Source organism: Flavobacterium limi (assembly GCF_010645075.1).
Classification (GTDB): Bacteria; Bacteroidota; Bacteroidia; order Flavobacteriales; family Flavobacteriaceae; genus Flavobacterium; species Flavobacterium limi.
This window is the reverse complement of sequence record NZ_JAADZV010000007.1, coordinates 14,592-27,636: the sequence shown is the minus strand read 5'-3', so window position 1 is coordinate 27,636 and position 13,045 is coordinate 14,592. Positions and strand designations below refer to the sequence as shown.

Annotated in this window: 9 protein-coding genes; 7 read left to right on the top strand and 2 right to left on the bottom strand. The window is 33.6% G+C overall.

What is annotated here, in order from left to right; genetic code table 11:
* From GXM16_RS14810 to GXM16_RS14785, 6 genes are all read left to right on the top strand, one after another.
* Entirely contained in the window at positions 1-1,971 is a 1,971-nt protein-coding gene (locus GXM16_RS14810; protein ID WP_163395269.1) for a DUF3857 domain-containing protein, read from the top strand.
* Between the two features lie 2 nt (positions 1,972-1,973).
* Positions 1,974-2,300: a nucleotide pyrophosphohydrolase gene (locus GXM16_RS14805; RefSeq protein ID WP_012022600.1), complete on the top strand. Its 327-nt coding sequence runs from the start codon at positions 1,974-1,976 to the stop codon at positions 2,298-2,300.
* A gap of 133 nt (positions 2,301-2,433) precedes the next feature.
* Complete coding sequence (gene aroA, locus GXM16_RS14800) at positions 2,434-3,657, top strand: 3-phosphoshikimate 1-carboxyvinyltransferase (RefSeq protein WP_163395268.1); 1,224 nt, start codon at positions 2,434-2,436, stop codon at positions 3,655-3,657.
* A gap of 333 nt (positions 3,658-3,990) precedes the next feature.
* Entirely contained in the window at positions 3,991-5,040 is a 1,050-nt protein-coding gene (gene queA, locus GXM16_RS14795; protein WP_163395267.1) for a tRNA preQ1(34) S-adenosylmethionine ribosyltransferase-isomerase QueA, read from the top strand.
* 165 nt (positions 5,041-5,205) lie between these two features.
* Positions 5,206-6,480 carry a kynureninase gene (gene kynU / locus GXM16_RS14790; RefSeq protein ID WP_163395266.1) on the top strand — a complete coding sequence of 425 codons (1,275 nt, stop codon included), beginning with the start codon at positions 5,206-5,208 and terminating at the stop codon, positions 6,478-6,480.
* Between the two features lie 110 nt (positions 6,481-6,590).
* Complete coding sequence (locus GXM16_RS14785; RefSeq protein WP_163395265.1) at positions 6,591-7,040, top strand: YMGG-like glycine zipper-containing protein; 450 nt, start codon at positions 6,591-6,593, stop codon at positions 7,038-7,040.
* A gap of 63 nt (positions 7,041-7,103) precedes the next feature.
* Here GXM16_RS14785 and GXM16_RS14780 read toward each other — a convergent pair whose 3' ends face one another.
* Both GXM16_RS14780 and GXM16_RS14775 read right to left on the bottom strand, forming a co-directional pair.
* Positions 7,104-8,894, bottom strand: coding sequence for a hypothetical protein (locus GXM16_RS14780; RefSeq protein WP_163395264.1), 1,791 nt, complete (start codon positions 8,892-8,894; stop codon positions 7,104-7,106).
* Between the two features lie 83 nt (positions 8,895-8,977).
* Positions 8,978-10,534, bottom strand: a complete 1,557-nt coding sequence (locus GXM16_RS14775) for a hypothetical protein (protein WP_163395263.1) — start codon at positions 10,532-10,534, stop codon at positions 8,978-8,980.
* Between the two features lie 116 nt (positions 10,535-10,650).
* Between GXM16_RS14775 and GXM16_RS14770 the strand changes: the two genes are divergently transcribed.
* Positions 10,651-13,041, top strand: coding sequence for a penicillin acylase family protein (locus tag GXM16_RS14770; RefSeq protein WP_163395262.1), 2,391 nt, complete (start codon positions 10,651-10,653; stop codon positions 13,039-13,041).
* Positions 13,042-13,045 lie beyond the last annotated feature (4 nt).

Here is a 13,045-nt window from a genome sequence, read left to right as displayed (position 1 = left end):
ATGAAATTGCAGACGACAATTATTTCAATAGTTGTAATTCTTACTTCTATTGCTGTCAAAGCTCAAAATTACGAGTTAGGAAAAGTAACGGTTGCTGAATTAGAAGAAAAGGTACATCCAAAAGATACTGCTGCAGCAGCAGCAATTTTATTTAAACGGGGAAAAACTTTTTTTACCTATTCGTCCGAGAGAGGTTTTACGGCTAATAATGTATATGAATTCAGAATAAAAATTTACAAGACTGAAGGTTTAAGCTGGGCAAATCAAAAAGTTTCCTATTATGTAGGATATGAAAACCTGGGTGATGACAGCGTTAAATTTTCAAACGCTGTGACCTATAATTTGGAAAACGGAACAATTATAAAAACGAAATTAGACAGCGAAGGACATTTTAAGAATAAAATAAACAAATACTGGAATCAGGAAACGATAACGCTGCCGAACGTAAAAGCAGGCTCCGTTATAGAGTTTAAATATATCCTGAGGTCAGAAAATATTGTCAGGCTTCCTGATTTTGATTTTCAATATGATATACCAGTTAATTTTTTTGAATACAAAACTGAAATTCCGGAGTTCTTTCTTTATAAGACATTACTGATAGGATCTACAAAAATTCATACTAGTGCTGAACTTGTTGACAGCAGGCAGGTATATGCAAGTGGTTATAAAGAGATTAATAGTCTTTATACCTTTCAGGGTATTCCTGCACTCAGAAATGAAAAATTTGTTGATAATATAGAAAACTACAGGGGTTCGATACAAAACGAGTTAGAAAGAAAAAGATTTCCTGATATGCCGGTTGTAGACTATACAAACACATGGGAAGGTGTTGCAACTACGATTTATAAAAATAAAGATTTCGGAGAGGAGCTCAAACTAAAGGATTATTTTTTAAATGATTTAAAAGCGCTATTACAAAATGTAGATTCTCATGAAGAACGCCTAAATGTAATTTTTAAGTTTGTGCAGAATAAAATGAACTGGAACAAGGAAAAGGGCTATTATGTGGACAAAGGCGTTAAAAAAGCTTACGAAACCAAAACCGGTAATGTTGCTGAAATAAATTTCATTCTGATTGCAATGCTCAAAAATGCCGGGATCAATGCAGATCCGGTTCTAGTAAGTACACTAGAAAATGGTACGCCTGTTTTTCCAAACCGAACTGTTTTTAATTATGTCATTGCCGAGGCTGAAATTGGCGGAAAGAAAATATTACTTGATGCAACAAATAAGCTTACAGCGCCAAATGTGTTGCCGTTAAATCTTTTAAACTGGAAAGGAAGACTTATCAAAGAAGATGGTTCATCAGAAGAAGTCGAAATGATTACTTCTGTGCTATCCAAAGACAACTATAACTTAACTGCAGTTATAAATCCTGCTTTAAAAAAAATTGAGGGTCAGTTGAGAATAAAGAGATCAGATTATTCCGCTTTTAATTTTCGGGAAATAAATTCAGGCAAAAGCGAAGATTCTTACCTTGAGAAATTAGAAAATGATTTGAATAAAAGTGAAGTCGAAGAGTATACAATAGAAAACAAAAAAGAGGATTTATCAAAACCAGTTATTGAAAACTTTAGTTTTACATTAAATAGTCCATATGATATCATAAATGGTAAAATATATTTAAGACCATTACTTTTTTATACAGACACTACGAACCCATTTGTACAGGAGCAAAGACAAGCATCTATTTATTTTGGCTATCCACATCAGTATGTATATAATATTTCTTTTGAAATGCCGGAAGGCTATGTAGTAGAATCTTTACCTAAGCCTAAAAGAATTTCGCTTGAAAATAAAGAAGCATCCTTCTTGATGAATGCAGCTTCTAATGAAAATAAAATCATGATTCAGGTTATAAAAGAAATAAACAAACCTATTTTTGCAGCAGAAGATTATGAGATGCTGAAAGAGTTTTTTCAGAAGATAATCGTCAGTCAAAATGAGAAAATTGTTCTTAAAAAAATTTAACGATGGATTTGAAAAATGCACAATTGGATGTTGACACCTGGATAAAAGAGCATGGTGTACGCTATTTTAATGAGTTAACCAATATGGCCCAGCTTACAGAAGAAGTAGGTGAAGTGGCCCGGATTATTGCCCGCAGATACGGAGAACAATCTGAAAAAGAAAGTGATAAAAACAAAGATTTGGGCGAAGAACTTGCTGATGTTGTTTTTGTGGTTTTATGTCTGGCCAATCAAACAGGTATCGATTTACAGGCAGCTTTTGATAAAAAAATGGATTTAAAATCGGTTAGGGATAAAGATCGTCACAAAAACAATGATAAACTGAAATAATTGTGAAATATCACTCATAAGTTTTGAATTATGAGTTTTGAATTTTGAATTATGAATAGGGAGTGGTAAATTGCGCGTCTGAATTACGTTTTTAATCATTCATAATTCATAATTACAACTTATAATTATAAAAATGAATTTATTACTTCAAACCAATTATAAAAATTTACAAGGTCAGATTGCTGTTACAGGATCAAAAAGCGAAACCAATCGTTTATTGCTCTTAAAAGCGCTTTTTCCAAATATAACCCTTGCTAATACTTCCAACTCTGATGATAGCGAAGTAATGCAAAAAGCCCTTGTCGGTAATGACGAGATTGTAGACATTCATCATGCGGGGACAGCAATGCGTTTTTTAACAGCGTATTTTGCTGTAAACGAAGGACGCGAAGTTGTAATGACAGGTTCAGGCAGAATGCAGGAACGCCCAATAAAAATTTTGGTTGAAGCTTTGACGCAGTTAGGTGTTGAAATTTCATATGAAAAAGAAGAAGGATACCCACCGATAAGAATTAAAGGAAAAAAAGTAACAGCTTCAAAAGTAAGTCTGGCGGCAAATGTTAGCAGTCAGTATATTTCTGCTCTTTTATTAGTAGCCTCAAAATTAGAGAATGGTTTAGAATTAACTTTAGAGGGAGAAATTACATCAATTCCATATATTAAAATGACTTTGGCTTTGCTGAATGATCTGGATATTCAAACCAGTTTTGAAGGAAACGTAATTAAAGTGTATCCAAAAGAAGCTGTTGTTTCAAAAGAAATGGTCGTAGAATCTGACTGGAGTTCGGCTTCTTACTTCTTTAGTCTGGTTGCTTTGGCAGACGCTGCATCCATAACTTTGAGCAGTTATAAAGAAAATAGTTTGCAGGGAGATTCTGCTTTGGTTTCTATTTATGAAAAAATGGGTGTCAAAACTACTTACGAAGGAAATAAAATGATGCTGGTAAAACAGCCTGATTTTAAATTAGAGACAGTAAATTTTGATCTGAATAATACGCCTGATATCGCACAAACAATTGTGGTAACTTGTTTAGGCCTAGGAATTGGTTGCCATTTAACAGGGCTTCATACCTTAAAAATTAAAGAAACAGATCGCCTGGAAGCTTTAAAAATCGAATTGACAAAATTGGGCGCAGATATTTCTGTTACCAATGATAGTTTAACTTTAAATACTTCTCAAAACATTAATCATAATGTGAGAATTGCTACTTATAACGATCATCGTATGGCAATGGCATTCGCACCTTTAGCATTAAAAGTACCAATTATTATTGATGATGCCGAAGTAGTTTCAAAATCATACCCGGATTTCTGGAATGATTTAAGAGAATTAAACTTTGAAATATCAGAATTGTAAAAAATTTTAACCATATAAGTGATATAAGTTCATTTAAATGAAATGAGCATAATTCAATAGCCTCCAGTTTTAACCGGAGGTTTTTTTTATGATTAGTTTTTCGGCTTTAGCCAAATAAAAGCACTCGCTAATTTTCAGGAATTCAAATTAAATGAACTTATATGGTAAAAAAAACGTTATTTAATGTTGCAGAAATCTCACTAAATCAGCGACTTTTGAAAATAAACGTCAAAACACTTGACAACGCCTATCTCACAATCGTATATTTGCAGGCGATTTAAATTTTTAGGTACATAAATCTAAAATAGATATTTTAAAATCTTATATTCCAATATGAAATTATCACACTTCAATTTCAACTTACCAAAAGAACTTTTAGCGGAATTCCCGGCAGAAAACAGAGATGAATCTCGTTTAATGGTAATTGACCGTAAAAAGAACACTATCGAACATAAAATGTTTAAAGATGTTATCAATTATTTTGATGACGGAGACGTTTTAATTCTTAATAATACAAAAGTTTTCCCTGCACGTTTGTACGGGAATAAAGAAAAAACCGGAGCAAGAATTGAAGTTTTCTTGTTGAGAGAGTTAAATTCAGAACAACGTCTTTGGGACGTTTTGGTTGATCCGGCACGTAAAATCAGAATTGGTAACAAACTATATTTTGGTGATGACGATTCATTAGTTGCTGAGGTAATTGATAACACAACTTCCCGCGGAAGAACTTTACGTTTTTTATATGATGGTTCTTATGAAGAATTCAGAAATAAACTGACAGAGCTTGGAGAAACTCCAATTCCTAAATATATCAACCGCGAGGTAACTCCGGAAGATGCAGACAGATACCAGACTATTTATGCAAAAGAAGAAGGAGCTGTAGCAGCGCCAACTGCAGGTTTACACTTCTCAAAACACCTTTTGAAAAAACTGGAAATCAAAGGAGTAAATTTTGCTGAGGTAACACTTCACGTTGGTCTTGGTACTTTTAATCCGGTTGAAGTTGAAGATTTATCGAAACATAAAATGGATTCTGAGGAATTAATCATAACTCAGGAAGCTTGTGATATTGTAAACGAAGGAAAAGCAAAGAAAAAACGTATTTGTGCTGTAGGAACAACTTCTATGCGTGCAATTGAAAGTTCTGTTTCTTCTGCAAATACTTTGAATCCTTACGAAGGCTGGACAAATAAATTCATTTTCCCTCCTCACGATTTCAGTATTGCTAACTGTATGATTACAAACTTCCATACTCCAAAATCAACATTATTAATGATGATTTCTGCTTTTTGCGGACATGATTTAATGAAAAAAGCTTACGATGAAGCAATTAAAGAAGGATACAAATTCTATTCTTACGGAGATGCAATGTTGATTCTATAATTAGAATTTATCATATAAAAAGACCCGACAAGTTTCAAGACTTGTCGGGTTTTTGTTTTTATAAATGTTTCAAGTTTCAGGTTTCATGTGCTGCCGGCAACTTGAAACCTGAACTTGAAACAAAACAAACAAAATTTGTTATTTTAGCAATCAAAACAAAAAACAATGACTTTTCAAAATACACGCGAATTCGCAAAACAACTCGATGTAGAAGACGTACTGAATCATTATAAAGATCAGTTTATTTTTCCTAAAGTAAATGACAAACGGGTTATTTATTTTACGGGAAATTCTTTAGGATTACAGCCCAAAAGAACCAAAGCTTATATTGATGAAATAATGAATGACTGGGCAGATCTTGCGGTAGAAGGTCATTTCTATGCTGAAAAACCATGGTGGGATTATCAGGAGAGATTTCCTGAACCTTTGAGTAAAATTGTTGGTGCCCGTCCTTCAGAAGTTACGGTGATGAATACTTTGACAGTAAATCTTCATTTATTGATGGTGTCTTTTTATCAGCCTACAGCAACCCGTTATAAAATTATATGCGAAGAAAAAGCTTTCCCTTCTGATCAGTATATGTTTCAGAGTCAGGTTCATTTTCATGGATATAAACCCGAAGAGGCTATTGTAGAAATTAAACGCCGCGAAGGCGAACACAATATTCGTCTGGAAGATGTTTTAGCTAAAATCGAAGAAGTGGGTGATGAACTGGCTTTAGTTTTAATTGGAGGTGTAAATTATTATACCGGGCAGGTTTTTGATATTAAAACCATTACTGCCGCCGGACAAAAAGCAGGTGCCAAAGTAGGATGGGATTTAGCACACGCAGCAGGAAACATCAAATTAGAACTTCACGACTGGAATGTTGATTTTGCCGCCTGGTGTAGTTATAAGTACATGAATTCAGGGCCGGGAAATGCTTCTGGCTGTTTTGTTCACGAAAAACATCACAATGCTGATTTGCCAAGGTTTGCCGGCTGGTGGGGACACAACAAAGAACGCCGTTTTAAAATGGAACCGACATTTGATCCTGTTCATGGCGCAGACGGCTGGCAAATCAGTAATCTTCCGGTTCTTTCTTTAGCGCCTTATTTAGCTTCGGTAGAAATGTTTGCTGAAGTCGGAATGGACGCTTTAATCGCCAAAAGAGATAAAATTACCTCTTATTTAGAATTTATTCTTCACGAAATAGACAAAGAAGTTGATAGTACTTTCGAAATTATTACACCATCCAATCCTGAAGAAAGAGCTTCTCAATTGTCTGTTTTTTTACACGGAGAAGGAAGAAGTTTATTTGATTATTTGATGAAAAGCGGAGTGATTACGGACTGGCGTGAACCAAATGTAATTCGTTTAGCACCTGTTCCACTATATTGTTCTTTTGAAGATATGTATGATTTCGGACAAATTCTGAAAAAGGGCATTTTAGGAAAATAAAAATTTTAAAATGGCAAACTTTTAATTTTATAAACTTTTTAAAAAATCTTGTAATAACAATCAAGCAAGATCTTCGGTACTTTGTAGAGTATAATTCAAAAACTACAATCATGAAAGGCTTATATGTTTTATTAGCAACGATACTTTTAGCTTCTTGTCAAAATCAAAATAAGGAGGCTATAGATAAAGCCAAACAAGCCAGTATTGATTCAATGAAAGTTGAAATTAATAAACAAAGAGTCATTGATTCAATGAAAACTGAAATGGCTAATCTGGAAGAAGAAAAAGAAAAAGCAAAGGCAGAGGCTCAGAAAGCAGAAGCTCAAAAAGTGGTGGTAGTACATCAGCAAGACGGAACAACTACAGCTGCTCCTGCTAAAAAGAAAGGCTGGAGTTCAACAGCAAAAGGTGCTGTTATTGGTGCTGGAGTTGGAGCAATAACCGGAGCTGCAGTGAGTAAGAAAAAAGGTGAAGGTGCTATTATTGGTGGTTTGGCCGGAGCTGGAGTAGGAGCCGGAACAGGGGCTATTATTGACGGCAGTAAAAAGAAAAAAGAATAGATTTTTGATATAATTTGCAAAATGTAAAAACCCCGAATTAAATTGAGTTCGGGGTTTTGATTTTTAAATTTTAATTTCAGTTAATCTTGTTTTATAAAATTCAAGCTGTTGTTTTATTATGTCCATCTGTGTTTTAAAATAGGGTGTTGAGTCTAATAAATTCTGGTAATAAGCTATTCCATCAAAAAGATTGGCTTTAAAAGCATTCCATTTTTTAAGTTGTGAAGCCGTCATTTCAGAAATATTTTCAATCTCATTTCTAAAATAATCGATATAGAGCTTTAATTCCTTTATGAAAATAGAAGGACGTTCTGCAGTTCGTAAAATAGATTTATATCCGTAAATATGCTGGATCATTTCTTTTAAAGAAACTACATGGTCATAATAAGCCATATTAGGGCCGGGGCAAATAACAACTCCTTGTGACTGTCCTTTTATTTGGATGTCATTTTCAAGATAAGAAGCATTAGCTAAACCAACACATAAACATGATTTTTCAGTTATTTTAATTTTACTTTTTTCAATTTCCTGAATCGATAAAGTATTTTTTATATTTTCTAATTCTTCCAGTTTTATATCCTGATATTTTTTGGATGCTGTACAAATTCCGTGTGGATCGTATTCTTTGCTCAAGGCTAAAAACTTCTTTGGGCAGGAACTTCCGGCTTTATTTTCCTGAATGCGTTTTTGCTTTAAAAATTCATTGGTTGTTCCTCTCAAAGTATTAAAAGGAACTCCTAATGGTGAAATATTACTCAGGTAAAAATCATTTTCTTTGGCATTGATCAGCAAATTTCGAGTCGCCTGATCTACAGAAGTGGCTTCGGGAACCAATAAAAAGGGTGAACCCCAGCCTACCGAATCAACATTGTATTCTTCTAATAAAAATTCATGTTCTTCTGCAGTTCCAACACCGCCCTGGACTGTAATTTTCAGAGGTAAAGGATTTTTAGGAAAAGGCAGGTTCTTTAGCTGTAAAGCTTTAATCATTAAGTCATAAGCCGATTGGACTAATTGTTCTTTCTTCTGCTTGAATTCTTCTAAAATCACACCCAATAAAAGCCCCTCAGTAGCAAAGGCATGTCCGCCACAATTTAAACCGGATTCGATACGGTATTCTGAAACCCATAGTCCTTTTTTTGCTAAAAAGTTCCCCTGAATCATAGCTGATCGAAAATCGCTTACTTTCAAAATGATTTTTTTTCTAAGCTGATTATTTTCATCAGGAAAAAAATCACTGAAATTCTCAAAATAACTATAAAGTCTGGGATTCATTCCGGCAGAAAGCACCACAGAAGATTCAAGATTGCTGTTGGCAAAACCTCTTAAAGCAGCATGAGCATCATTAAATTCTGTTGGAAGCTGTTCGTTTTTGACAAAATTATCTTTGTCTAGTTTGGTCATGATATTAACGTCAATTTCTCCGGGAAAAAGATGTGACTCGATGTAATTTTGAATATTTTCCTTGAATGAAATTCCGTCTTCAAGCAGATTCTGAAAACCTTTTTTGATGTCTGAAGTATTAGGCAGCATCGATATGAAATTCTCTAATACTGTTTTGCTTTCTGCTATTTCGGTTTTAAAACTTTCAAATTTTTGTTTTACAATTTTATCAACCAGATTCAGGTAAGACGTAATTCTTTTGGCACGATAATCATGGAATTTCTGGGTTATTTCTTCATACGGAAGATTGAATTTAGTACTGTAAAAATGACGCATCTTCTCAATTAAATCATCATCGGCAATCGAAATCACAGAAGAAATACCATATTGCGCCACACGAATGGGGCTATCAATAGTATAAGCGAGCCCCATAACCGGAATATGGAAAGTATGTAAAGGTGTTTTTTTCATTTGTTTTCAATTAAAATAAAGGCAAATGAAAAAAAATATTTTGTTTAAAAACCTGATAATTGTCAGGTTCGAAATTGATTAGTCTAAATCAATATTTTCTTTAAGGATTCGGCTATATTTCGCCACAAAAAGTTGTAGAATGATTTTTCCTGAATGCGTTCGACTTCGACATCAGTTGTTTTGGTTTTGTCTTTAGAATCATTTTTAACCAGCAAATTAGCTATTGCAGATTTTAGTTTTGCTTCCTTTTCAGGCTTTTTCTTTTTGTATAATTTTACTTTAAGATCGTCATAATCCAATGAAGCATTACCTTTGGATACATTATCATTTCCGTAAAAATTAAAACGATATTTATGAAAGACTCCGGTAAATGAAGCGTTCATATAAGGCTTGCTGAATCTGCCCATCGCTCTTACATCAAAATTTGAAATAACGCCCTGAATATGAAAGCTGTCTTTTTTGTCCAGAACATTAAAACGCCAATCGACATTTAACGGCGAAGTTTTCATAAAAATACAATTCACTTTAATCTTAACATCGTTTGTTTTTTTTAACCCAAAGCCACTTCGCAGATTTGTTGCCTGTAAATTAAATTTATCGAAATTTAAAATCCCTGGACCTTTAGAGAAATCAATTTCTTCTTCATAAACCAATTTTGATTTTAAAACCTGTAAGGTGTCAATTTGAAGCGGAAACTTAATGTTTCGTAATAAATGATTGTAAAGATATTTTTTGCTTAAATCATCTTTAGGCATTTTACCACGATAAATATTGGCATCAAAATGATTGATTACAACCGAATTTGCCTTGAAGAAAAAGCGGTCATTTTTAAATCCCCAGTCCATTTTTGCCACCTGTGCCGAATCAAATTTCAAGGTGTAAATGTCTTTTTCTTTTTCTAATTGCTTTGTAAAATCACGTCGGTTTAATTGAGGAAGATTAGAAAAATTATTGATTTTTAAGAAGTTTTTTTCAGTACTTATTTTGCCAATATTAATATGATAAAAAGCACTCGGTCTGTAAAACAAGCTATCAATAACCAATGCATAAGTTTTATATTTAATTGGGATTTTTTCTTTCAGTGTGGCATCAGTGATTAAAATTCCTTCGAGTTTTAATATGATTTTTTTAATGCTGAAAATTGGTTTTTCAGTGTCCAGAGACACAACATCAACCGTTCCGTCATTCAGATAAATATTCGAAACCGAAACTATCTTTCTGAATGGATCAATTATTTGTTTGTTAATGTTTTTACGGTCATTGATAAGCTTTTCACCTTTTTTGTATAAAATAACGCGGGGCTTATTAATAATGATACTTTTGGCCTGAATGATATCATTAAAAGCTAAATCCCAAATATTAAAATGTTTAATTGTAATAGATTCAATTTTTGAAAAAATCCCGTTTTTACTGTCTTTCGGTGCGTTTTTCGGATTTACTAATAATGTCTGTGCATAAATATTTCTGGTCCATAATGATACTTCAATTTTTTCATAATTGATATTATAAGGTGTGTTGTTTTTCTCATGAATAATGATTGGAAGCTGCTTTTTAATCCAGTAATTAAGACCAATGTTGAGAAATATTCCAACAAGGAGCACAGAAATTAAGCCGATAACTATTTTTTTGTAGATTGACATTTATCGTATTGGTTTTAAATGCATAAATTTAGGTTTTAAAAAATAATGTTTCTTATATGATTATTACTTTAAGTTATATTATTGTAAAATCATTTATTTGTTGATCTTTTTTAAATATGAAAAGAATTAAAAAAATCCTTTTGGTTTTATTAGTAGTGATTGTTCTTTTGGGAATCGCTTTATGGGCCTATATTTTTCATTTGAAGCCCAAGTATGAAGGTGAAATCAAATTAAAGAATCTTCAAAAAGAAACTACTGTATATTTTGATGATTTTGGTGTTCCTCATATTTATGCCAATTCAGAAAAAGATGCCATGACTGCTTTGGGCTACGTTCATGCGCAGGAAAGATTGTGGCAGATGGAATTGATGCGGAGGATTGCTCCGGGGAGGTTGTCAGAAATTTTCGGATCGGTAGCTTTAAAAAATGATATGTTTTTTTCCGGAATAGGTATCGAAGAAGCTTCGGCAAGAGCCATCGCAAAATTGGATAAAAACAGCCCAAGTTATCAATTGACATTAGCATATTTAGATGGCATAAATCAATATCTTGAAGATGGAGTTACGCCAATTGAATTTACTTTAGTTGGAGTTAAAAAAGAAAAGTTCACCATTAAGGACGTTTATAATATTTTTGGATATATGGCTTTTAGTTTTGCAATGGCGCAAAAGACTGATCCATTGCTGACAGAAATCCGGAATAAATATGGTATTGAATATTTGAAAGACTTAGGGATTGAAGGCGAATTCAATACCACGCAAATTAAAAGCTCAAAAGAAAATATTGAAGAGTATACAGCTATTGCTAAATCGGTTGCCCTTTTGTTAGATAAGTCCCCGGTTCCGCCATTTGTAGGAAGCAATAGTTGGGTTCTTGGTCCTAATAAAACCAAAAACGGGAAAGTGATTTTTGCAAATGATCCGCATATTAGCTTTTCGCAGCCAGGGACATGGTATGAAGCACATTTGATAACTCCCACTCATGAATTGTATGGCTGTTATCTGGCTGGCACTCCTTTTCCTTTACTTGCTCATAATCGTGAATATGCTTATGGATTGACAATGTTTATGAATGATGATATTGATTTTTATCAGGAAAAAAATAGGGAAGGAGATATAACTCAATATCAAACACCTAAAGGGTTTGCGAAATATGAATCCAGAAAAAAAACAATCAAAGTAAAAGATAGCTCTCATGTGCTCCTGACAGTCAAATCAAGCCGTCATGGACCTATTATGAATGGTTTGCTGGAACGTTTGAAAAGTAAAAATCCAATAGCGATGTCATGGATTTTTACACAACAACCTATCCAGATTCTGGATGCTGTTTATGGACTTTCGCATGCAAAAAATAAAGATGATTTTAAAAAATCAGTACAATTAGTAGCTTCTCCCGGATTAAATGTAATGTATGGTGATGCCAAAGGAAATGTCGCCTGGTGGGCATCCGGAATGCTCTATAAGCATAATCAAGGAGTGAATTCACATTTGATTTTGGACGGTTCAACAGGAAAAGATGATATTGTAGAATATTTGGATTTTTCAAAAAACCCGTCTTCTGAAAATCCAAAATGGGGGTATGTGTATTCTGCCAATAATCAGCCGGAAGCAGTTGACGGTTATCTGTATCCGGGATATTACCTGCCGGAAGACCGTGCTAAAAGAATTTCAGAATTAATAAATCCTAAATCGGATTGGGATAAAGAATCGATGAGTAAAATGATCAACGATAATACGTCTGATGTCGCTGTTGACGTACTTAAACATTTAATTGCCAATATTGATTTGAATTATGTTTTGAAAGAAGAAAAAGAAGCAATTAAAGTTTTGAAATCATGGAAAGGAACCACCAATGTTGAAGATGTTGCACCAACGATTTACAACAAATGGATTTATCTTTATCTTAAAAATACGTTTGAAGACGAAATGGGTGAGGATAACTTTAATTTGTTTACAGGAATTTCACTTGGAAAGCAGGTTATTGCCAGACAGATTAAAAATGAGAATTCAGTTTGGTGGGACAACATCAAAACGAAAAATGTAAAAGAAACCAGAAAAGATATTGTTTCAAAATCATTTCATCAAACTATTGCATCTCTTCAGGAACAACTAGGGATCACAATTTCTGACTGGAAATGGGGTGAAGTACACACAGTTGAGCACGAACATCCATTGGGGAAAGTAGCAGCACTTCGGGGTTTATTTAACGTTGGGCCTTTTGCATCATCCGGATCAAATGAAGTAATCAATAATTTGTTTTTTGGATATAACAATGAAGGCAGATATTATGTAAAAGGCGGTCCGTCAACACGGAGAATTATAGATTTTTCAGATATTGAAAACAGTTGGAGTATTATTCCAACAGGACAATCCGGAAATCCGTTCAGTAAGCATTACGACGATCAGGCAGGAATGTATAATGCCGGGAAATTCAGAAAAATGAAATTGAATAAGGATGAAATTCTAAAAACTTCGACAAAATTGGTTTTTAAACCAAAAGCCAACTAGTTTC